The sequence below is a fragment of the Halorientalis brevis genome (genome assembly GCF_023077655.1).
This window is the reverse complement of record NZ_JALLGV010000001.1, coordinates 64903-86774: the sequence shown is the minus strand read 5'-3', so window position 1 is coordinate 86774 and position 21872 is coordinate 64903. Positions and strand designations below refer to the sequence as shown.

Below are 21872 nucleotides of genomic sequence, written 5' to 3'. Positions count from 1 at the left end.
GGGTTACATCCCGAGCTGAGCGATCATTTGCGGCGTCACGTCGTCGACCGTCACGAGTTCGCCGCCCCACTCGTCTTTGAACGACTGGGCGTCCGATTCCTTCGAGAACGCGATGAGATCTTTCCCCATCGCGCCCTTGACCTCCGAGCCGACGACGAAGGTCACTTTCCTGGCAGCGACGAAGTCCTCGGCGTTCACGTGGGTCGAGATCATCGTATCGCCCTGTTCCTCGAAGGTCCGGTAGTCGACGTTCGAGTAGTCCGTGACGTACATCACCGCTCGCGTCCACCCGCGGTCCTGGCGCTCGAAATCGTAGTTGAACGCCTCCCAGGTGCTGTCGAACCGCGCCGGGTTCTCGTGGCCTGACGGTTGCTCCCCCGGATAGAAGATTTCGGTCGTCGGGCCGGGATGGTTCGGAATGATCATCCCACAGACCTCACAGGCGTCGTCCGTGGTCAGGGTTACCGCGCCGGGAACGTTCTCGCTCGTCGTCGCCCCGTCGCGGTTCCCGATCTGGGTGCAGCCCGCGAGCGCCAGGGCCGCGCCGGCGGTCGCGCCGGTAAGGACCCGTCGCCGTGACAGTGCTGGGCTACAGTCGTGCGCTCGTGGTTGCGAGTGATCGTGCGAGCATGCGTGCTTTGCTGATCGTTCGTGTGAACAGGAGTTCGCGTGGGTGGGGTCGTGCATCGATGGGAGTGGTGTGGATGGTGTGCAGTTCTAGAACGTGACGTGTCGCTCTTTCCCGGATCTAGACGTTCGATGACTAAGCAGGTTTTCATCGTTCCCACACGATGGGAACTCCTCGGTCGCTACAGCCACTGGCAACGGTTTCGAGGCGGCGCTCTCAGTCTCGCTGGTCGCGGACGCACTCTTCGATCGGGTCGAGAACCTCGTCTGCGATTGTGTAGGGGTCGGTTTTGCGGTCGAGTACGCGGTCGACGAACCCGTCGATGCCGCCCCGCGCGTCGATCTCCGATGCCAGCAGTTCGCTGGCGTCCTCTCGGAGGAGCGTCCGAATCTCGGCGGCGTATCGCGAGCGGGCCTTTGCTTCTAGTTGCCCGGACTCGACGAGGTAGTCGGCGTGGTCCTCGAGGACGTCGATGAGGTCACCGATCCCGTCGCCGGTTTTGGCCACCGTCTCCACGATGGGGGGCGTCCACGACTGGCTCTCGTCGCTCGCCGTGCTCGTGGTCTCGGCCGTCTCCGCTTCCATCGCGCCGTGATGACCGGTGGCGACTGCGACCTCGTTTCGGCGCATCTCGACCATCTCTTTGAGTTCCTGGACCGTCCGGTCGGCGCCGTCGAGGTCCGCCTTGTTGACGACGAACAGGTCTGCGATCTCCAAAATTCCGGCCTTCAACATCTGCACGTCGTCCCCGCTCCCGGGCGGCACCAGCACCGCGACGGTGTCGGCGGTGCGAACGATGTCGACTTCGTTCTGGCCGGCGCCGACCGTCTCGATGATGATCTTGTCTTTGCCGAAGGCGTCGAGCGCCTTCACGGCGTCCGTCGTGGCCGTGGAGAGCCCGCCGAGCGACCCGCGGGCCGACATCGAGCGGAAGAACACGTCCATGTCGCCCGTGTTCGAGGCCATGCGGATGCGATCGCCCAGCACGGCACCGCCCGTGAACGGCGAGGAGGGATCGATGGCGATGACGCCGACGGTCAGGCCCTGCTCGCGGTACGATTCCGCCAGTTTGTCGACCAGCGTCGACTTGCCGGCGCCCGGGCTGCCGGTGACGCCGATGACGTCCGCGTCGCCCGTGTGTTCGTGCAGCTGTGACACCAGCTCGCGGTAACCCGGCGACCGGTTCTCGATCTTCGTGATGGTGCGGGCCAGGGCTCTGTGTTTGCCCGCGAGCAACTCCTCGATGAGCTGATCTGTCATTCTCGCTCGGGCACGTTCTCCTCGACGTACTCGATGATCTCGTCCATCGACGCCCCCGGACCGAAGATCTGGGCGACGCCCAGGTCGAGCAGGTCGTCGCGGTCCTCGTCGGGGATGATCCCGCCGACGAGGACGAGCGTGTCGTCGAGCGCGTCGTACTCTTCGAGGCCGTCCATGATCTTCGGCACCAGCGTGTTGTGGGCGCCGGAGAGAATCGAGATCCCCAGCACGTCGACGTCTTCCTGAACCGCCGCCTGGACGACCTCGTCGGGCGCCTTGTGCAGGCCCGAGTAGATGACTTCGAATCCCGCGTCGCGGAACGCGCGCGCGATGACGTGTGCACCGCGGTCGTGGCCGTCCAATCCGACCTTGCCGACGAGACACCGAATCGTCCGCTGCTCCTGGTCAGCGCTCATGCCAGTTCATAGCACGTTGGGCGCTTTCACTCTTGCCTTTCCACGGCGCAGTCGGGGACTCGCGGGCCCGAACCCGACGGACTCATGGGGCTGCCGTCCACAGAGCCCAGTATGGCTGTCGCCGATGATTCCCAGAGCTGGCCGAAGGCACACCCCCGCGCCGTAACCGCCGTCCTCTCCGCCCTCGGATACGTCCTCGTCGTCGGTGCGTTCGCCGGCCTCCTGCCGCTGCCGACGATCAGTCGCGACGCCGTCATCTTCCTCGGCGACGCGATCGCTGTCGTGAACACGCTCGCGCTCGCCGCCATCGTCGCCGGCGTCGCGTTCATCAAACGGGACCAGATCCGCAAACACCGGGCCGCGATGCTGACCGCGTTCGCACTCATCATGGTCTTCCTCGTGCTGTACCTGGTCAAGGTGGGCGGCGGGTTCGAGAAGTCGATCAACGCGACCGGACCGATCTACTACGCCTATCTCGTGATGCTGGCGGTTCACATCCTCCTGTCGGCGCTGGCGGTGCCGGTCGTCCTGCACGCAGTCGTCCTCGGACTCACGCACACGCCCGACGAACTCCGCGACACCAGTCACGCTCGCGTCGGCCGCATCGCCGTCGGGGCCTGGGGACTGTCGCTCGCGCTCGGGATCATCACGTACGTCCTCCTCAACCACGTCTATGGCTGGGAACCGCGCCATGCGCTGCTCTTGCTCGTCGCCACGACCAGGCCGCTGGTTCCGACGGCCGAGTGACCGGTTCCGGAAGTCGACTTCGTTGAGCCGAAAGTACATATCGGATGGCGGGGAACCCTTCCCTGGAGACATGAAGAAGGTCCTCGCACGCGTTGGTATCGGAAACGCCACAGTGGATACAGTACTGCCCTCTCCGACGGTTCGACCGGGGGAGACGATCGACGCCGAGGTCAACATCGTCGGCGGGAACGCCGAACAGGAGATCGGCGACATCCGGTTCGAGTTGGAGACGCGGTTCCGGACCGAAGACGGCTATCGCGAGATGGACATCGACCGGTTCACGCTCGCGGAGGGGCTGACCATCGCTCCGGACCAGGAGGAGACACGGCCGGTCTCGATCGAGATTCCGTACGACACGCCGGTGACTCTCGGGAACATCGAGGTGTGGGTCGAGACTGAACTCGACATCGACCTGGCGGTCGATCCGGAAGACAGAGACTACCTCGACGTCGAGCCGACGCCGCGGCTCCAGACCGTCTTCGACGCACTGGAAGACCTCGGGCTCTCGTTTCACAGCGCGGAGTGCCAGGCCGATCCGTACAACCGGTACACGAGCACCCGGTTCATCCAGGAGTTCGAGTTCCGTCCCGCGGGGGGACCGTTCCGCGGCCAACTCGACGAACTCGAAGTCGTCGCCCAGCCCGGCCCCGACGAACTCACGCTGTTCCTCGAAGTCGACCGGCGTGGGGGGCTACTCAGCGAGATGACTGACATGGACGAGCAACACGTCCGGACGACGGTGACCAGCACTGACGTCTCGGAGGTTCGGTCCGATCTCGAAACGCTGATCGAGCAACACGCCTGACGCCGGCGCGATTCCGGCTGTCAGTCCGTTCGCGGGAGTGCCACCGCACCGGCGGCGAAGAACACGAACGTCAGTCCGGCGAGTACGCCCAGGTAGAACAGCGGTCCGGGCGCGGCCATCCCGAAGAACGGCTCCGTCGAGGGCTGGAAGGTGACCGACCTGACGCCCCGGGAGAAGAAGGTCAACGGGGAGAGTTCGGTGGGGAGCCACGCCGGCAGCATCGACGGCGGCACGAACGTCTCGGAGAGAAAGAGGAGCGGCAGCGCGAGCGCGTTGCTCGCCGCGATGACGCCGTCCTGCGAGTCGGCGAAGCTCCCGAGCATCGCACCGACGCCACAGAACAGCGCCACGCCGAGGCCGACGAAGGGAACGAGCAGCGGCGAGAACGCGATCTGTGCGCCGGTCACGACCACGATGAGGCCGAGCAGGAGCAAGCCGGCGAGCCCGATGACGACGACGTTGACCAGCGTCTGAGCGAGCAGCCACTCCCACCGCGACAGCGGCGTCGTGGCGAGTTTCTCGAACTGGTTGCCGTCTCGGTGGCGGGCGACCTCGCTCCCGACGCGGGACAGCGGCGTGAAGAGGACGACGACGGCGAGATACCCGGGGACGTAGTACGCGGGCGGTTCCGTGAACAGCCCGCCGCCGGTCGCCTGGGTCTGGACCAGCGCGCCGAAGATGAGGATGATGATGACCGGGAAGAAGAACGTGAAGAACACCGCCGTCCGTCGGCGAAGGAACGAGTACCAGGCCGCGAGAAACGCAGCCTGAACGCGACCGACGGCGGTCATCGGTCACCCCCAGCGGCGGTATCGACACGGCCGCCGTCGGCCAGTGGAGTCTCGCCGGCCCGGACGACCTCTCCGCTGGCCGTGACTGCCTGGCCGGTCAGGTCGAGATACACGTCTTCGAGGTCCGGTTCGGTCCAACTCAGTGAGTCGTAGCTCGCACCGGTCGCTTCCAGCGTCTCGACCACGTCGCCGATGGCTTCCGGCGGCACGTCGTAGATCGTGAGCTGTCCGTCTGCTAACTCGGACGGATAGGAGAACTCGTTCGTCACGGACGGTTCTGCGTCCGTGTCGACGACCAGCCGACTGTCACCGCCGTGGTTCGCGATGAGCGAGTCGGGTGCATCACAGGCGATCAGTTTCCCGTCGGCGAGCAGCCCCACGCGGTCGGCCAGGCGTTCGGCTTCGGCCATGTAGTGGGTCGTGAGGAAGACCGTCGTGCCGCCGGCGGCCAGGTCCTCGATGAGTCGCCAGACTGCGCGGCGTCCAGCCGGGTCGATGCCGGTCGTGGGTTCGTCCAGCACGAGCAGGTCCGGGTCGTTGACGAGCGTCGTCCCGAGGCAGGTCCGGCGCTGTTGCCCGCCCGAGAGGTTCTCGTACCAGGTGTCGGCGTCGTCGGCGAGCCCCACGTCGTCGAGGACGCTGTCGACGTCCCTGGACTCGTCGTAGAGGCCGCCGTAGTAGCTCACGAGTTCGCGAGCCGTGAGGCGATCCGGTGGATCGAAGTTCTGCGGGAGGAGGCCGATCCGTGCACGATCGACGGCACGGGGCGACTGATCGAAGACGCGAACTGTTCCTTCTGCGTCGGTCGTCCCGAGCAACGCGCGGACGAGGGTCGTCTTCCCGGCGCCGTTCGGGCCGATGAGCGCGAACACCTCGCCCTCGTCGATCGAGAGCGAGACGCCATCGAGCGCGACGGTGTCGCCGTAGACCCGGCGGACGTCTTCGGCGACGACGGTTGCTGCCATGTCAGGAGAGGTGGCCGGAACGAGGGTAAGGGATTCGGTTCAGGTCACTGCGACGATCCACCGTCCGAGCGCGAACGCCACGATGACGGCCCCTTCCGGACGAGTCAACTCGGCGTCTGTCCAGGCGAGCACCACGACGACGGCCACCGTGAGCGCCAGCAATCCCACGCCGACGGGGGCCTGGCTGCTGACCTCCAGCGGCGCCAGCACGGCGGCACCACCGAGTCCGAGCGTGACGTTCGTGAGATCACTCCCCAGGAGGCTTCCGGCGGAGACGTCCTGCTGGTCGCGTCTCGTCGCGATGACCGCCGTCGCCAGTTCCGGCGTGGAGGTGCCGACGGCGACCACGGTGTTCCCGATTGCCCACTCCGACAGGCCGACCAGTCGCGCGAGGTCCGCTGCACTCGTCACGAGAAAGTGGGCACTCGCCACCACGACGACCAGCCCGCCGACGAGTTGCAACACCGAGACCACGCCCTCCCAGTGGTCGGTCGGATCGCTCGGTAGCGGCACTGTCTCAGGTCGCTCGCGCGTTCGGTTCGCGTCGGACCGAACCAGCAGGCCCACGTACCCGATCCACACGGCGACCAGAGCGAGCCCTTCGATCCGACCGAGTTGCAGGTCCAGGACGAACGCCGTCGTCACAGCACCGACGGCCAGCAGCACCAGCCCATCGCGACTCACGACTCGGTGCGGGACCGTCACTGGGCCCAGGAGCGCGATCCCGCCGAGGATGAGCCCGAGGTTGAACACGTTCGACCCGACGACGTTCCCCATGGCGATCGACGCCTGTCCCTCGACCGCAGCGTCGAGCGTCACGACGAGTTCCGGTGCGGAGGTTCCGACGGCGACGATAGTCAATCCGATGACGAGTTCCGAGAGCCCGAGGCGTTCGCTCACCGCGACTGCACCAGCGACGAGTCGTCCGGCACCGACGTACAGCCCGCCGATGGTCAGACAGACGACGACCAGGTCGATCGCGATCGCGGTGCCGGCGCTCATGCGTAGATGGTGGCGTGCCCTGGTCAAAAAGGACTCCCAGTCGTCGTCACTCAGACGTGCGAGCGCACTTGCCGGACGATCTCGTCGACGTCGAACTCGTCTTCGTGCTTGTCGAAGATCGTCTCTCCGTCGACGCTGACGGTGAAGACGCCGTCGGTGCCAGTGCGGAGCGTCACGGCATCCAGTTGCTCACCGTACGTCGTCAGGAGCGCGTGCTGGACGTCTGCTGCCCGATTCAAGAACCCGCAGGGGACGCAGTATTCGATTTCGACGGTCGGCATAATCGGCCATAGCGGGGCCAGCAGTTTCAACCCTTCTTACCGGCCGAACGGCCGCCAGTACAGCAGGCCGACGGTCGCGACGAACACGACGGTCGAGAGTCCGTAGGACTGTGTGTACACCGCGCTGGCGATCGCCGTGCCGCTGCCGAAAACCCCGGTGATGATCGTCGCAAGCACCGGCCAGGTGCAACTGACACACGAGAGCAGTCCGAGAAGCCCGGTCACGGCCGAGCCGGCCGCATCGAGCACGGTCGCGTACACCAGGTACGCGAGTGCCGCGTAGCCGATCGCCTTGTACGGGAGAATCGTGATGGTGAAGTGGGAACTACTGTAGAACACTGCCGGCCCCCAGCCCGGTGGGAGCCCCATCTGTACCGAGAACCCAGTGGGGCTCGGAATGGGGCCGGCGATGAGCCCACCGACGTACGCCAGCACCCCGAAGTAGCCGACAGCGAGTGCCAGCCCGATGCGACGGTGCCGTGTACTGGTCGGCGTCGGTCGCGTGCGAACGATCGCCCAGATGCCCACGTTGATCCAGACGAACGGATACAGCCAGTACCTGACGGCGGTCAAACCCGTCAGTTGGCTCTCCGAAACCGTCGCGTACAGGAAGAGGAGGAGGATCTCGAAGTTGACGACGATCGCTCCCCAGACGATGGTCTCCGTCTCCGGTCGCAGTCGAGTCGCCCACTCCGAGAGGCCTGTCGAGTTCGTGTTCATATGGCGAGTGCGTCGACGACGACCGCCAGGAGTACTGCGCCGAGATAGGCGTTCGAGGCGTGGAATGCCCGGAACGCGGCTGATTCGGTCTGCTCCCAGTGGAGTTTGATGACCGTCCACAGGAACACCGCTCCCAGTGTGGTCGTCGCCGTGGCGAAGAGCCACCCGAGGTCCGTGAGCGATGCCAGAACCGTTGCCGACAGGAGCGTCGCCGACAGCCACAGGAGGATGTGTTTCCGCGTGGTCGCCTCACCGCGGACGACTGGCATCATCGGGAAGCCGCCCTTCTCGTAGTCGTCCTTGTAGGCGAGCGCGAGGTTGTAGAAGTGGGCGGGCGTCCACACGAAGATGAGTCCGGCCAGCGCCAGTCCGGGCAGGCCGATCCTGCCGGTGACGGCCGCCGAGCCGATGAGCGCCGGGAGCGCTCCGGCTGCGCCACCGATGACGGTGTTCTGCACCGTGTTGGGTTTGAGCACCAGCGTGTAGATGACGCTGTAAAACAGGATTGCGGCCAGTCCGAGCGCGGCTGCGAGGGGATTGATCTGGAGGAACACACCGACCGAGGCCACGGCGAGCGCCAGGCCGAAGGTCACCGCGTTCCGCACTGGAATCTGGTGCGTCGCGATCGGACGGTCGCTCGTCCGGTCCATCCGCTTGTCCTTCTCGCGTTCGAGGACGTGGTTGAACGTTCCGCTGGCTCCGATCGCCAGCACACCACCGCCGAGGGTGAGCACGACGGTTCGCACGGTCAGCGCCGGTCCCGCTGCGAGGGCCATGCCAGCGGACGCCACGAGACAGAGGAGCCACATCAGCCGCGGTTTCATCAACCGGAAATACGCGTTCGCGATGTACTTTGCACGCGTGAGCGGGCCGACGCCGGCCAGTTGCTCGGACGCCCCGGATTCGTCGGCAGCGACTGGCTCGTCGTCGTGCGTGAGCTCTGCGGTCGTGGTCGCCGAGCGCGGTGCGCGCTCCGGCTCAAGGTGCCACGCCAGCGCGAGGGTCAGGCCCGCGAAGATTCCCATTCCCGTGACGAGATGCGCCATGGGAAGCGGTGCTGACGCGCCGGTGAGCGCCACGTACGCGCCGATGGCGATCTGGACGGGATAGAGGGCGAGCGTCGCTGCGAGCGTCGCCTTCACTCTCGTCGCGATACCGTCCCGGCGGAGGGCTGCGACGACGGTGCCGACGGCGAGCAGCCCGACGACCACCGTGACCATGCGGTGGACCCAGGCGACCAACAGCGTCGGCGTCGAAAGCGTTGGCGTCTGGTGACAGAGTGGCCAGCTAGAACAGGCGTTCGCGGCGTCGGCAAGTGCAGCCGTCGCACCGAGGACGACCAGGAGATACACTCCCATAGCCGTCCCTGCCAGCAGCGTACTGAACCGGAAGCGTGGGATGCGCTGGAACACGGCTGATTCTCTCACTACTGAACCCTTTGAGCGGGCCCACTTATGCCCCCCGCTTTTTGTGTGCTAACTCTGGTAAACGGACGGAGAAACCACGTGCAGGGGGTTCTGGTCAGTGGAAGACAGCAGCTATTTATGCCCGAATTCCCAACCCCCGGATAATGGTAAACCGCAAGCGCGTCGGGCTGATGTCGCTTTTCGGTGTAACCCTGTTTTTGGCTGCGGTCCAACCGGCCGTGGCGCAGGGAACGGAATCGACAGTCACAGAGGGTCTCATCTGGGGCCTCAACAGCAACCTGCTGTACGTGGCTGTCCCAATCACCGTGTTGGTCGAGGGCATCCTGATCTACACGGTCTGGAAGTACCGGAACGCGGACGAAGCGAAGCCGACTCAGGAGAACCGCCGACTCGAAATCACCTGGACCATCGCCACGGCGATCATTCTACTGTTCGTCGGTGTCGCGTCCTACCAGGTCCTCGGGAACCCCTACGTCTCGGCCACGTCCGACCAGCAGGTCGAGTCGCCGGGCAACATGGAAGAAATCGAGGTGTACGGTCAGAAGTACATCTGGAACTTCGAGTACCGCGTCGACGCCGAGGGCGTCAGTGGCTCGGGCCTCACGCTCGAGAACGTCTCCCTCGACGGGGCGACCGTGACGAACGTCACTGGTGACGGTATCCGCGTCGAAAACGCGCAGATATCCGGGAGCAGTATCGAGAGCGGCACGCTGGTCAACGGGACCGTCACGGGCGCGGAGAACACCACCGGTGACGACGTCTCCTTCGACGGAGTGACCGTCGAGTCCGCCGCGATTTCGGATGCGACGATCCGCAACGGAACGGCGTCGTCCTCCGGGACGATGATGATGCCGACGAACCGCGACGTCGAGATCAACATCACGTCGCGTGACTGGCTCCACTCCTTCCACGTCCCCGGACTGGGCCTCAAACAGGACGCCTTCCCCGGTGAGTGGAATACGATCAAGACCCGAGCGACCGAGACTGGACAACACCAGCTCTACTGTGCAGAGTACTGTGGCTCCGGCCACTCACAGATGCTCGGGAACGTCACCGTCGTCTCTCAGGACGAGTACCAGCGCTTCCTCGTGGAGTCCTGGCTCGAAGCACAGAGCTAATCCGAACCGTTCTCGCCGTTTTTTCGCCACGACGCTCGTGGCTCCCGCTTCAGTTTCCGACTGTCAGTCGCAACTCGCGAGTCCGAGAGAACTGTCGTCGATCTCACCGGCCAGGTACTGCTCGCCGAGTTCCGTCGTTCGATAGACTACTTCTTCGCTGACCTGTTCGACGAGTCCGTGCTCGACGAGGACTTCCGTCCGTCGCTCCACGTAGCCGAGGTGCATCCCCAGCCTGTTTGCGACGAGCGCCAGGTAGTCCGGACGTTCCTCTTTGAGGTGCCTGAGAATGTCTTCGTCGGCAGCCCGCATCCAGTTCGGTTGCGCCATGGTTCTCCGTTCCCAGACCATGGGGCTTGGTCACACATAACACTATCGGGCTGTCGTACGCGAAAAACTACAGCCGCAGTGTCAGCAGACGTTCGCCGTGGCGTACACGTCACCGGACTCGGTGATCTCGACGCCGACGCCGACCGCGTTCGCGTTCTCGTAGAGGAGACGAGGACGCAGGAACTGGTTCTCGAACCATCGATCCACAACTGCCGAGGCAACGGCCGTGTTGTTCTCGTGGTAGTAGTACTGGTTGTTGTGCTCGTACGTTCGCCCTGCTTTGGCGTACGCGATCGTTTCGAGTTTGTTTCCGTCGGCGTCGATGTTGTGTCCGCCGCCGTTAGAGAGGAAGATGCACGTGCTGTACAGATCGTTCTGGCGATACCGCTGGAGACTGGACTGGCCCTCGATGGTGTGACTCAACTTCCGCTCTTCGGCCATCTGTTTGCTGTGGTTGCGGGACATCGTCGTCACCTCGGAGGACAGTTTGCCAGTAACCTCCAACTCGTCGAGCCCGCGAGACTCTCGTTCCTCGTTGATGAGCCGGCCGATCTCCGTCTCGATCGCGTCATCCTCGAACTCCCTGACGCTCACGGTCGTCTCCTGGTCGCCAGCTGGTCCGCCGTTCTGGGACGAACCGTTCGGTGACGACCCGGGCCCCGCCGTTGGAACTGGTGTGCCTGTTCCACCGTCAGGAATCGGCGTCGCTCCGCCGCCACCGCCACCGTTGTTCGTTTGCGTGCCGGCCGTTCCGCCGAGTTGCATCCCGATGAGGATTCCGACTCCCATCGAGACGAGAACGATCACCCCGAGGACCGAGAGTGCCGCTTTGTTTACCATACTAAGTGGATATATGCTAGCTAGTAAATCAATGTTGGGTGGTGATCACGAGTCTCGCGTCGCTCGACGACACTGTTCCAGACGCACCGTAAGACGGTATTAACGTCTGGTTTAGGTACTATTTTCCGAATAATTCGCACTTATGACCGTTCTTCTGCCCAGATTCTCCTATCGAGATGTTCGTTTAGCTTACGTCGTTGCTGCACAGAGCAACCCAGTTAACGACTACATACACTAACCTTGGCTATCGGCTGGCAGGTTACTGCCCCTAAAGTCCCAGTAATCTGTCTGTTTCTGTGGCCCCGGTAGCGAGGGTCCACGCTGTCCCGTCTTTTGTTGCACAGCTGTCGTTTTCACGTGTCGTCGAGCCATCCCGAAAACCCAAACCGCTGCCGCTGCATCCACCGCCATGGTTCGCAGAAGCGTCCTGTTCTCGCCCGGCGATCAGCCAGCACTCATGCGAAAAGCACCCGGGTCGGGTGCAGACGTCGTCGTCTTCGATCTCGAAGACGCGGTCGCACCCGAGCGGAAGTCAGAGGCGAGATCGGCTGTCAACGACGTGCTCACGGACGAGTCCTTCGACCCCGAGTGTGAGGTCTGTGTTCGCGTGACGCCGCCAGACGTCGCTGCCGCCGCGGACCTCGAAGCCGTACTCGACGGATCGCCGCGCATTGACAGCGTCATGCTTCCGAAGGTGACGGACGCCGCCGACGTGGCAGCGGTCACTGCGTTGCTCGACAACCACGATGTCTCGCTCGACGTGATTCCGCTGGTCGAGTCAGCTGCTGGAGTGCTGCACGCCGAGGAGATCGCGGCGACGGACGGCACCGCTGCCATCGCTTTCGGCGCAGAGGACCTCGCTGCCGACGTCGGTGCCACCCGTACCGAGGAGGGTACTGAGGTGCTCTACGCACGGGAACACGTCGTCTTGGCTGCGAGCGCAGCCGACGTCGACGCGATCGACACGATCCACGCCGACATCCAAGACGCTGCTGGCCTCCGCGAGCAGACGGAGTTTGCCATCGAACTCGGGTACGACGGGAAGATGGCGATCCACCCGTCGCAGGTCGACGTCATCAACGACGCATTCACCCCCTCGACTGACAGGATCGAATGGGCCGAACGGGTCCTCGCCGCGAAGGCCGACGCAGAGGCTGAGGGCCGAGGCGTGTTCAGTGTCGACGGCGAGATGATCGATGCACCGCTGATCGCGCAGGCCGAACGCGTCCTCGAACGGGCACGCGCTGCCGACGATCGGTGAGTTGCCACTCGAATATATATTGTATTAATACATTTGTATGGTATTGACAACATCACGTTTAATACCGCAGTCGGCAATTGATTGGCCATGGCTGAGGACGTGAACCCGTTCGAGAGCCTCCAGGAGCAGATCGACGATGCTGCTGTCTACGTCGACGTGAAGCCCGACGTTCTCGAACGGCTGAAACAGCCGGAACGGGTGCTCGAGACGAACCTGTCCGTCGAGATGGACGACGGATCGATCGAGGTATTCAAAGCGTTTCGCTCGCAGTTCAACGGGGATCGCGGCCCGTACAAGGGCGGCATTCGATATCATCCGAACGTCTCTCGGGACGAGGTGAAGGCGCTCTCTGGGTGGATGGTGTACAAGTGTGCCACCGTGGACATTCCGTACGGCGGTGGAAAAGGCGGGATCGTCGTCGATCCTCGCAACTATTCAGTGAACGAACTCGAACGGATCACGCGCGCGTACGCGACCGAACTTCGTCCGATAATCGGTCCTGACAAAGACATTCCCGCGCCGGACGTCAACACCGGCCAGCGGGAGATGAACTGGATCAAGGGCACCTACGAGACGCTGGAGAACACGACGGCACCCGGGACAGTCACCGGGAAGGCGCCGACCAGCGGCGGGAGTGCCGGTCGCGTCGAGGCGACGGGCCGCTCGGTCATGCTGACTGCCCGCGAAGCGTTCGCGTATCTCGGGAAGGACATCGAGTCTGCGACCGTCGCAGTCCAGGGGTTCGGAAACGCGGGCTCGGTCGCTGCACGACTCGTCGACGAAGAACTGAACGCGAACGTCGTCGCCGTCTCTGATTCGAGCGGTGCGATCTACAACCCGGAGGGGCTCGACGTCGCCGACGCGAAAGCCCACAAGAACGCGACCGGACAGCTCAAAGGCTACGAGGGCGCCACAACGGAATTCACGAACAGGGACCTGCTCACCGAGGACGTGGATTTGCTGATTCCGGCGGCCCTGGAAAACGCGATCGATGCGGCCATCGCCGAGGACGTCGAGGCCGACATCATCGTCGAGGCTGCGAACGGGCCGTTGACGCCCGACGCCGACGAAATCCTCGCCGACCGCGACGTCGCTGTGTTCCCCGACATCCTCGCGAACGCCGGCGGCGTCACGGTGTCGTACTTCGAGTGGGTCCAGAACCGACAGCGCTTCTCCTGGACCGAACACCGAGTCAACGAGGAGTTAGAGCGGATCATCTGCGACGCGTTCGACACCCTCACGGAGACCTACGAGGCGACTGACGCACCGAACTATCGGACTGCCGCGTACGTGGTCGCTATCGAACGCGTGGCCCGTGCCGCCAAAGATGCAGGGCAGTTCCCGTAACTGTCAGGCTGGAAACGCCGGTTTTCCCGTGAGTGCCTGATTCGCTGCCCCTACCGCACGTGTTTTGCCGACTCCGTTCCTAAACGCAGCCATGGCTGTCTACCAGCGGGAGGTTCGCGTCGCCGCGCCGTTCGAGGACGTGTGGGAGTTTCACTCGCGGGTCACTGGACTGGAGGCGCTCACGCCCGACTGGATGAATCTCGACGTCGAATCTGTAACGGGGCCGGACGGCGAGTCCGATCCGGGAATCCTCGAAGCCGGGTCGCGGATCCAGTCGTCGATCCGGCCGCTCGGGATCGGGCCGCGACAGAACTGGACGTCCGTCATCGTCGATCGCGAGGAAGGTGACGGCGCTGCGATGTTCCGCGACGAGATGGAAGGCGGCCCTTTCCGGGAGTGGGAGCACACCCACTCGTTTTTCGCCGACGGCGACGGGACTCTCGTCCGCGACCGCATCGAGTACGAACTCCCGCTCGGAGGACTCGGCCGCCGGCTCGGGCCGCTCGCGACCGTCGGCCTGGGACCGATGTTCTGCTACCGCCATCGGCGGACGAAGGAACTACTGGAGTGACGACAGGCAAGTCGCCGGACACGTCCTGACCTTTTTCGCTCCGTTCGTGGAAGCGTAAGCCATGACAGACGTTGCCGTGGTCGGCGGGGGACCAGCGGGGCTCAGCGCGGCCCTGTTCACTGCCAAGAACGAACTGGATACCGTCGTCTTCGACACCGACGAGACGTGGATGCACAAGGCGCACCTGTTCAACTATCTCGGCATCGAGAGCATGGACGGGTCGGCGTTCATGGAACACGTCCGCGAGCAAGTCGACGAGTTCGGGGTCGATCTGCGGCAGGGTGAAGCGGTGACGAGCGTCACCGACGCCGGAGACGGCTTCGAGATAGAGACGGCCGACGGCGAATACCAGGCGAGGTACGTGGTGCTCGCGACCGGCACCGACCTGGATCTCGCCGAGCAGTTGGGCTGTGACATCGCTGCGAACGAAACCATCGACGTGGACCTTTCAATGGAAACGAGTGTCCCCGGCACGTACGCGACGGGCGCGATGGTACGAGACCAGGAGTGGCAGGCAATCATCTCGGCTGGGGACGGCGGCGCGGCCGCACTCGACATCCTGAGTACCGAGAAAGGCGAGCACTTCCACGACTTCGACACGCCAGCCGACGCCGAGTGACCCGACGAAGGACTGGAAGCTTCCGTGTCGGATACATGAACGCCTAAGACCGCTCCGGTCCTCGCCGGACGTATGCGACTCGACGATTACTGGGGTGTCGGGCCGAAGACTCGGGAGCGCCTCACCGAGTCGATCGGCGAACCGGCAGCGATCGAGGCCATCGAATCCGCCGATAGCCGCGCGCTGATGGCCGCTGGCCTGAGCCGCGGACGGGCGACGCGGATTCTCCGACGGGCACAGGGCGGCGAAGGCATGGACGTCCTCGCCACGCGGGACACCCGCGACGTGTACAAGGACATCCTCGATTTGGCCAGCGAGCACGCCGTCACGCGCCACGCCGAAGATCGCATCCGCGTGCTCACGCCACTGCGCGACCGTGAGACGATGGAGTCCCGCCTGGACACTGTGCTTGACGCCGTCGACGCCTGGGATGCACTCGACGCGGCGTCACGGGCCGCGGTCGTCGAGGCGTTCGAGACGCACGACAGCATCGACGGGGGCGAGCGGTCCGCCGTCGAAACCGCACTCGAACTCGTCGATGCCGAGGTTTCGGGTGGCGTGTTCGAACAGCTCGACCCGCTGGACGCCGACGCGCTCGCCGACGCGGCCGATGCGCTCGCGGCACTCGGTGACGGCACCGTCGGCGCAGGGGTCGACGACCGACTCGACGACCTCCGCGACCAGCAGACCGCCGTCGAGGAACTCTCGGCGAACCAGGCTGACGTGCTCGAAACGGTACAGGAGGGCGTCCGCGGCACCGACGAGTTCCGCGAGGAGTTCGTCCGACACGTCACCGACGAGACCGGCATCTCGCTGACCGCAGTCAGAGAAGCGATGCCGTCGGACGCGACCGACGCGGCCGGGTTCGTCAGCGAGACGCTGCGGTCGCTGGCCGACGACCGACGACGGGCCGTCAGCGAGCGTGCAGACGAAGTGGCAGCAGATCTCGAGGGCGCCATCGAGACCGCCAGAGAGGACATCGACGCGGCGGTCACGGCGGTCGACGACATCGCCTTCTACGTCTCGCTGGCCCGGTTTGCGCTCGAATTCGACCTCACGCGCCCGACGTTTGTCGAGGACCGAGAGACGATCGCGGTGGCCGACGCCAGAAACCTCGAGCTGGTCGGCGTCGGCGACCAGTCAGTCCAGCCGATCACCTACGCCGTTGGTGAGCACGATCTCGACGTCTCGACTGCGGACGCGCCGCCCCGTGGCGACCAGGTGACCGTCCTGACTGGAGCGAACAGCGGTGGGAAGACCACGTTGCTCGAAACGCTCTGTCAGGTCCAACTCCTCGCTCAGATGGGACTGCCCGTTCCCGCCCGCGCGGCCGAGGTGAGCGTCGTCGACGTCGTCGTTTTCCATCGGCGACACGCCAGTTTCAACGCCGGCGTCCTCGAATCGACGCTGCGGACCGTCGTCCCGCCGCTCACGGACGACGCCAGGACGTTGATGCTCGTCGACGAGTTCGAAGCGATCACGGAACCGGGGAGCGCGGCCGACCTCCTGCACGGTCTCGTCACGCTGACGGTCGAACGCGGCGCGATGGGCGTGTTCGTCACCCACCTCGCCGACGACCTTCAGCCGCTCCCCGACGAGGCTCGCACGGACGGCATCTTCGCCGAAGGTCTCACGCCTGATCTCGACCTGGCCGTTGACTATCAGCCCCGCTTCGGCACCGTCGGCAAGTCCACGCCGGAGTTCATCGTCTCCCGGCTCGTCGCCGACGCCGGGGACAGACAGGAACGCGCTGGCTTCGAGACGCTCGCGCAGGCCGTCGGCGAAGAAGCCGTGCAGCGAACCCTGGCCGACACCCGCTGGACGAACTGACGAAGGAGAAACGTCACGTCGCTTCTCTCACGCCAACGACACACCGTGTTTCCGGTGAATGTCCGAGTAACTACCGTCTGCACAGACGTACTGGCAGTTTCATTTCAGAAGTATACGTTCCGAAGAATCGTCGGGCAGGCTTACGTGTCACTCGCCAGGTCGATGTCGTCCAGCGCGAGCGCGACTGACGAGGGGCCGTTTGGAGCCGGGTCGTCGAGTTCCAGTGCGACGACCATGTCGCCTTTCTTCGGCGTGTAGGTCACTGCGGTAATGGTACCACGACGTTGTTCACCGTCGATCGTCGCTGTTGCTCGGCGACCCTCGAGATTGCTCGTCAGATCGTCCGTCATAGGTGACCGTCGCCGCTCTGTAACCGTGTGTGTTGCGGAGAGACACCGTGTCCCTCCGCAGCGTAAATCCGTCGCTCGCCTGTTCCTGAAACAATGGTTACTCGTAGTAAGTGGCGGCGCTCTCCACACGTCAGTTTCCTTCGAGTCGTACTATGTGTCACACGGTAACGTTAAACATCCTCGATTTGATGCCTTCGAAGGAACTCGATTGTTGCACAACCGGACCCCGGACGTTCCGGTGGATTCGGCGGGCGCCCCTCGTAACGACGGCCGTCGAGAATCGAGAGTCGGGTCAGGACAGTCCGCGGCCCTGTGGCGTGTCGTTCGCGTCCGGCGAAGACGCCGTGCCGGGAAGTTCCGAGACGCAGTTCTGGCAGTACTGGAACCCCGGTTCGTTCGCACTCCCGCAGTCCGGGCAGACCACGGCGCGCTCCTCGTCCGATGTGGCCGTCTTCCCGCCAGGAGTAGCTGGCCGACCGTCGGTCGTGAAACCCAATACCTCGGACCGTCGATACAACACCCAGAAGACGAGCAACTGGGCGAGCGCGAGTCCGACGACTGCGCCCTGCATCCAGAGGTCCGGACCCATACAAGAGGACGCTAGCTATTTCGAACACTAAACCGTTGTGCTGTCTTGTTCGCGCCTGTCGCGAGTCGGCGTCCCGCGACGTCTCTGATCAATGTCCGTTGCCCTATACTGACTTCTCCCCGTGATTATCACGATATAATACATCTATAACTTATGGAAATGTACGACAGCGGTTCAATCAGTGTTTGAAATGCCTTCACGGGAAGGCATGAGAGAAAAATTTTAGTGCTGTCATCGCAAAGGTATTAGTGAGGAGGTGGAAGAACACTATGTCCAGAAGTGACAACACTGCGCAGCGAGGTACTGCAGACGGACGACGAGTCCTGTTTCCATCGTTGTCACGGTACGACCTCCTGCTCGCGTTCATGCCGACGGTATTCCTGATCAGTCTCGTCGTGGGGAACCTGCTTTCCATCGGCTTCCGAACCGCGTTGTCGGTCGCAGGCATCGCGGGAATCGCCGCGCTGATCGACGCGCTGTTCCTCAACCCCCCGAAGACGGGAACTGGTCGCGCGTAACGACTGTTCTCAGCAGTCGCGTTGTCCCCTGTTCGTGCCGTGTTCGTCAGTTCGTGGTTTCGACAGCTTCGGCTTCGCCTTCCGTCACGCGGACGCCCTTCGAAGAGAGGTGACGCATCCGTCGCTGTGCGAAGTCCTCTTCGTTGCTCCCGCGCGTCGCGAGGACGAACACCAGCGATCGGCCTTCCGGGCGCATCGTCCGCCCGGCTCGCTGGGCGCCCTGGCGTCGCGATCCGCCGAGTCCCGAGGCGACGATGGCCAGTTCCGCGTCCGGGAGATCGATCCCCTCGTCACCGACCCGCGAGACGATGAGCGTGTCGCGCATCCCCTGTCTGAACTCTTCCAGGAGACGTTCGCGTTTGCTGTGGGGCATCTCGCCGTTGACGAACGGAACGTCGAGCGCCGCCGAGAACGCCCGCCCCTGATCGAGGTAGTCGGCGAACACGAGCGCTTTCTTGTTCGCGTGCCGGGAGAGGAGGTGTCGGGTCTCATCGATTTTCGCCGGGTTCGTGGCGGCGAGCTGTCGCCGCTCGTGGCCGTCACTGCTGACGTACTCGTTGCGGACGTCGTCGCTCGCCCAGGGAACGTACCGGATTTCCACCTCCGGCTCGGCGACGAAGCCGGCGTCGAACAGTGCGTCCCAGTCCGTCCCGATCGGCGGCCCGATGAGCGTGTAGATGTCTTCTTCCTTGTCGTCTTCGCGGACCGGCGTCGAAGAGAGTCCGAGGCGGTGTTTGGTCTGGAGGTTCGCACTCCGGCGATACACCGCCGAAGGGATGTGATGCACCTCGTCGTAGATCACGAGCCCCCACTCTCGGCTGTCGAACAGCTGTCGGTGACGGTCCATCCCGGCCGTCTGGTACGTGGCGATCGTGATCGGCCGCACCTGCTTGGTACCGCCGTGATACTCGCCGATCTGGGCCGGTGTCAGCGTCGTCCGGGCGAGAATCTCCTCGCGCCACTGGCCCGCCAGCTCGCGGCTCGGAACGAGGACGAGCGTCTCGCCGCCCACCCGCGCGAGAATCCCCAGCGCCGCGACGGTCTTTCCTGCGCCCGGCGGGCCGACGAGGACGCCGGACTTGGTCTCCATGAACTGGCTCACCCACGCGTGCTGGTAGTCGCGGAGGTCGAGCGTGAGGTCCAGATCGAGGTCCTCGCCCGTTTCCAAGTCGCGCTCGTCCTGGACCGGATAGCCGGCTTCGTAGAGGATGCGCTTGACCTCGGCGACGGCCTCTTCGGCGACCCAGCTCTCGCTGTCCGAGATGGGGGCGCGTAACTGTTCGTCGTCGAGTTTCTCGCGGGCGACGTTCCCCATCAGGTTCTCCGTCGCGGCTTCGAGGACGACGTAGCCGTCCTCGTGTGTCCGCAGCGTGAACTGATGGGCGCGCTTCCACTGGTCTTCGATCCACTCTTCGAGCGCCGGCGACCGCTCGGGCAGCACGTCCCGGATCGTCCCGAGCAGGTCCTCGAAGGTGTCGTACGGCGCGCCCCAGACGTCCTCGCGACGGACTTCGTAGAGATAGCCGCCGCGGTGGGTGGTGTCGACGAGGTGCGCGAACTGTGAGAGTTGCGCTCGCGTGAACTGCGTCGGATGGTCGACGACGATCTGTCGGCGGCCGGGAAAGAGGATGACCCGCTCGCGGTCGGTCAGCCGCGACCAGTCGGTCGGATACCAGACGACCGGATCGGTCGACACGTCGAGTTTCTGGACGAGGTCCTCTCCAGCAAGCGCGTCGAGTGCCTCGGTCGCCGCCGACTGACTGCAGTCGAGCGCCTGTGCCACGCGGCTCGCCGTCACGACGGGTCGCCCGATGTCCTGGATGACGTCGGTGAACCCGTCGCTGTCGAGAGTCGTTGCTTCGTCCGTTTCGGAGGGCTGCTCGTCGGCTGCTGTCGAACCGGCGTCCTCACCCGCGTTCGCTTCGGCTGGCTCCTCGTTGTCGGTCACTGCCAGTCCGTAGTGGGGCGAGCATCAAACGGTTTGCGCCACGAAACTGCCCCGGATGGCGTGCCCGAGGGCGGTCACGGGGAGTCGGTCCACCAGTCGTCGCGTCGGTCGCGAGCGTCGGCACTCCGGAGCGGGTCCGGCAGGTTGTCTTCGTCGATGCCGAGTACCTGTCCGAACCAGTACCCGGTGTGCCAGCCCACGGTTTCGGTGTCGACGGCTGCCACCGTGACGGTGACGTTCGCGTAGTACTCGATGGCCTGGTCGCCGTCCGGATCGAAGCCGTACTGTTGGACAGTACTGCCGCCCGTCCCCCCGTCCGGAAGCCGCTCCCGGAACTGCACGACGACGTTGGCGTCGCTCCGGTTGTCGGCCCACGAGACAGAGACGTTCGACGGCACGGCCGGGTCCTCGTCTTTGATCCGGTCGAAGTAGTCGATGACGTGCCCGACCTGGTCACGAACGGCCTCGCGGTCGCGTTGGCTGTCCTCGGTGGCGACGTGGAACCTGAACTCGGTGGTCTGCCAGGGATAGCCGCGCTCGCTCGCGTTGGGCTGGGCGGTCAGATAGGCCGTGTTCTTCGGTTGCATGTACGCCTGGGGCTCCTCCCCGTGGCGGATGCCGAGGACGTGACCGAACTCGTGGATCATGACGTCCTCGGTGCTCTGGTGGTTGTAACCCGCTTCGATCGTGACCGTCGTCGGCGGATCGGCTCGCGTGCCCTCCGTGAGCAGCGGCGCACAGCCGAGGACCTGCTCGCTCTGTTCGACCCCGCAGGTCTCGACGGACTCCCTGATCTTCACGCGGACGTCCGCGTCGTCGGCGTCGTCGACGAGGACGTACTCGACGGTGTAGTCGCCGAACTCCGCGTGAGCGTTCCAGTAGTCGAGCGCTCCCGAGAGGGCGGAGCGGTAGTCGATCTCATCGTGTCCGCCCGCCACCAGCGCGACGGTGACGGTGTCTTTCCCCCAGGGATTGTCTGCGGGTTCGACGTTCAGCTCGGGAGTCGGCGTCGCAGCCGACTGCGCCGATTCGGCGGTCGGGGTCGGGGTCGTCTGGTCACTGGTTGCGGTCGCAGCGGACGCAGTCGTCGAGGGGTCGAGGGGCGTCGAGTCGGTCGTCTCGACCGGGTGAGTCGTCTCGACGTTCGGGGTTTCAGTCTGGGTTCCGGGTATCGCGGAACAACCAGCGAGCAAAAGCAACGAAACGAGAACGAGAGCCCGCTTCATCGAGTCACCGGTACGACGGCAAGTGGCAAAAGGGTTCGTTTGGGGCTGCTGACGTGACGGGCAGTTGAAACCGCCCGCCCGCTCACTGAATGTACGACGGGCCCTCGGCTTCGCAGTTCCCCTCGTGTTTGCGCGCGTCGCTCTGGTCGTCGAACATGAGCCCACACTCCTCACACTTGTACCAGATCGTTTCGTCGCGCTGAGTCTGGACCACCATACGTTATCATGTAACGGCCGGCATCAAATGCGTTTCTGCGGGGAACCCTCAAGACGGTGGACCGACAAC

At 64.4% G+C, this 21872-nt stretch carries 25 protein-coding genes; 9 read left to right on the top strand and 16 right to left on the bottom strand.

What is annotated here, in order from left to right; all coding sequences use genetic code 11:
- Window positions 1–3 precede the first annotated feature (3 nt).
- The 3 genes from MU553_RS00465 to MU553_RS00455 form a co-directional block, all read right to left on the bottom strand.
- On the bottom strand, window positions 4–687 hold the full coding sequence (locus MU553_RS00465) for a nitrous oxide reductase accessory protein NosL (protein WP_247373064.1): 684 nt from the start codon (window positions 685–687) through the stop codon (window positions 4–6).
- A gap of 157 nt (window positions 688–844) precedes the next feature.
- Window positions 845–1888 (bottom strand): methylmalonyl Co-A mutase-associated GTPase MeaB, encoded by a 1044-nt coding sequence (meaB, locus tag MU553_RS00460; protein ID WP_247373062.1) that lies wholly within the window; start codon window positions 1886–1888, stop codon window positions 845–847.
- Window positions 1885–2304 carry a cobalamin B12-binding domain-containing protein gene (locus MU553_RS00455; RefSeq protein ID WP_247373049.1) on the bottom strand — a complete coding sequence of 140 codons (420 nt, stop codon included), beginning with the start codon at window positions 2302–2304 and terminating at the stop codon, window positions 1885–1887. The genes meaB and MU553_RS00455 overlap by 4 nt, the downstream gene beginning before the upstream one ends.
- A gap of 111 nt (window positions 2305–2415) precedes the next feature.
- Between MU553_RS00455 and MU553_RS00450 the strand changes: the two genes are divergently transcribed.
- Together MU553_RS00450 and MU553_RS00445 are read left to right on the top strand one after the other, a co-directional pair.
- On the top strand, window positions 2416–3051 hold the full coding sequence (locus MU553_RS00450) for a DUF420 domain-containing protein (RefSeq protein ID WP_247373047.1): 636 nt from the start codon (window positions 2416–2418) through the stop codon (window positions 3049–3051).
- Window positions 3052–3121: 70 nt separating this feature from the next.
- Window positions 3122–3856 (top strand): sporulation protein, encoded by a 735-nt coding sequence (locus tag MU553_RS00445; protein ID WP_282593988.1) that lies wholly within the window; start codon window positions 3122–3124, stop codon window positions 3854–3856.
- A gap of 20 nt (window positions 3857–3876) precedes the next feature.
- Here the strand turns inward: MU553_RS00445 and MU553_RS00440 are convergent, their stop codons facing one another.
- From MU553_RS00440 to cyoE, 6 genes are read right to left on the bottom strand one after another with little or no spacing between them, the layout of a single operon-like run.
- The gene (locus MU553_RS00440) at window positions 3877–4647 is read right to left on the bottom strand and encodes an ABC transporter permease (RefSeq protein WP_247373042.1); all 771 of its coding nucleotides are present in this window, start codon (window positions 4645–4647) and stop codon (window positions 3877–3879) included.
- Entirely contained in the window at window positions 4644–5612 is a 969-nt protein-coding gene (locus MU553_RS00435; RefSeq protein WP_247373040.1) for an ABC transporter ATP-binding protein, read from the bottom strand. Before MU553_RS00435 ends, MU553_RS00440 begins: the two co-directional genes overlap by 4 nt.
- Window positions 5613–5651: 39 nt before the next feature.
- Window positions 5652–6614: a calcium/sodium antiporter gene (locus MU553_RS00430; protein ID WP_247373038.1), complete on the bottom strand. Its 963-nt coding sequence runs from the start codon at window positions 6612–6614 to the stop codon at window positions 5652–5654.
- 50 nt (window positions 6615–6664) lie between these two features.
- Window positions 6665–6895, bottom strand: a complete 231-nt coding sequence (locus MU553_RS00425) for an Rdx family protein (protein ID WP_247373024.1) — start codon at window positions 6893–6895, stop codon at window positions 6665–6667.
- A 36-nt stretch (window positions 6896–6931) separates the two neighbouring features.
- Entirely contained in the window at window positions 6932–7615 is a 684-nt protein-coding gene (locus tag MU553_RS00420) for a DUF7546 family protein (RefSeq protein ID WP_247373022.1), read from the bottom strand.
- Window positions 7612–8973: a heme o synthase gene (gene cyoE, locus MU553_RS00415; protein ID WP_247376108.1), complete on the bottom strand. Its 1362-nt coding sequence runs from the start codon at window positions 8971–8973 to the stop codon at window positions 7612–7614. Before cyoE ends, MU553_RS00420 begins: the two co-directional genes overlap by 4 nt.
- A gap of 212 nt (window positions 8974–9185) precedes the next feature.
- Here cyoE and coxB point away from each other — a divergent pair, with 212 nt between their 5' ends.
- Window positions 9186–10160: a cytochrome c oxidase subunit II gene (gene coxB, locus MU553_RS00410; RefSeq protein WP_247373019.1), complete on the top strand. Its 975-nt coding sequence runs from the start codon at window positions 9186–9188 to the stop codon at window positions 10158–10160.
- A gap of 63 nt (window positions 10161–10223) precedes the next feature.
- Here the strand turns inward: coxB and MU553_RS00405 are convergent, their stop codons facing one another.
- The gene (locus tag MU553_RS00405) at window positions 10224–10487 is read right to left on the bottom strand and encodes a helix-turn-helix domain-containing protein (protein WP_247373007.1); all 264 of its coding nucleotides are present in this window, start codon (window positions 10485–10487) and stop codon (window positions 10224–10226) included.
- 81 nt (window positions 10488–10568) lie between these two features.
- A complete protein-coding gene (locus tag MU553_RS00400) occupies window positions 10569–11327 on the bottom strand; it encodes a CAP domain-containing protein (RefSeq protein ID WP_247373005.1) in 759 nt (252 codons plus the stop codon).
- 409 nt (window positions 11328–11736) lie between these two features.
- Between MU553_RS00400 and MU553_RS00395 the strand changes: the two genes are divergently transcribed.
- From MU553_RS00395 to MU553_RS00375, 5 genes are all read left to right on the top strand, one after another.
- On the top strand, window positions 11737–12588 hold the full coding sequence (locus MU553_RS00395; RefSeq protein WP_247373002.1) for an HpcH/HpaI aldolase/citrate lyase family protein: 852 nt from the start codon (window positions 11737–11739) through the stop codon (window positions 12586–12588).
- Window positions 12589–12675: 87 nt separating this feature from the next.
- Window positions 12676–13935, top strand: coding sequence for a Glu/Leu/Phe/Val family dehydrogenase (locus MU553_RS00390; RefSeq protein WP_247372990.1), 1260 nt, complete (start codon window positions 12676–12678; stop codon window positions 13933–13935).
- A 91-nt stretch (window positions 13936–14026) separates the two neighbouring features.
- The gene (locus MU553_RS00385; protein WP_247372988.1) at window positions 14027–14506 is read left to right on the top strand and encodes an SRPBCC family protein; all 480 of its coding nucleotides are present in this window, start codon (window positions 14027–14029) and stop codon (window positions 14504–14506) included.
- Between the two features lie 61 nt (window positions 14507–14567).
- On the top strand, window positions 14568–15125 hold the full coding sequence (locus MU553_RS00380; protein ID WP_247372976.1) for an NAD(P)/FAD-dependent oxidoreductase: 558 nt from the start codon (window positions 14568–14570) through the stop codon (window positions 15123–15125).
- Between the two features lie 72 nt (window positions 15126–15197).
- The gene (locus MU553_RS00375) at window positions 15198–16955 is read left to right on the top strand and encodes a MutS-related protein (RefSeq protein WP_247372960.1); all 1758 of its coding nucleotides are present in this window, start codon (window positions 15198–15200) and stop codon (window positions 16953–16955) included.
- 140 nt (window positions 16956–17095) lie between these two features.
- Here the strand turns inward: MU553_RS00375 and MU553_RS00370 are convergent, their stop codons facing one another.
- Both MU553_RS00370 and MU553_RS00365 read right to left on the bottom strand, forming a co-directional pair.
- Window positions 17096–17305: a hypothetical protein gene (locus tag MU553_RS00370; RefSeq protein ID WP_247372956.1), complete on the bottom strand. Its 210-nt coding sequence runs from the start codon at window positions 17303–17305 to the stop codon at window positions 17096–17098.
- A 292-nt stretch (window positions 17306–17597) separates the two neighbouring features.
- Window positions 17598–17894 (bottom strand): zinc ribbon domain-containing protein, encoded by a 297-nt coding sequence (locus MU553_RS00365; protein ID WP_247372953.1) that lies wholly within the window; start codon window positions 17892–17894, stop codon window positions 17598–17600.
- Window positions 17895–18163: 269 nt separating this feature from the next.
- Here MU553_RS00365 and MU553_RS00360 point away from each other — a divergent pair, with 269 nt between their 5' ends.
- The gene (locus tag MU553_RS00360) at window positions 18164–18412 is read left to right on the top strand and encodes a DUF8015 family protein (protein ID WP_247372950.1); all 249 of its coding nucleotides are present in this window, start codon (window positions 18164–18166) and stop codon (window positions 18410–18412) included.
- Between the two features lie 46 nt (window positions 18413–18458).
- Here the strand turns inward: MU553_RS00360 and MU553_RS00355 are convergent, their stop codons facing one another.
- From MU553_RS00355 to MU553_RS23510, 3 genes are all read right to left on the bottom strand, one after another.
- Window positions 18459–20360 carry a DEAD/DEAH box helicase gene (locus tag MU553_RS00355; RefSeq protein ID WP_345893336.1) on the bottom strand — a complete coding sequence of 634 codons (1902 nt, stop codon included), beginning with the start codon at window positions 20358–20360 and terminating at the stop codon, window positions 18459–18461.
- A gap of 74 nt (window positions 20361–20434) precedes the next feature.
- Window positions 20435–21586, bottom strand: coding sequence for a matrixin family metalloprotease (locus tag MU553_RS00350; RefSeq protein WP_247372947.1), 1152 nt, complete (start codon window positions 21584–21586; stop codon window positions 20435–20437).
- A gap of 82 nt (window positions 21587–21668) precedes the next feature.
- Window positions 21669–21803, bottom strand: coding sequence for a DUF7128 family protein (locus MU553_RS23510; RefSeq protein ID WP_282593987.1), 135 nt, complete (start codon window positions 21801–21803; stop codon window positions 21669–21671).
- Between the last annotated feature and the right edge of the window lie 69 nt (window positions 21804–21872).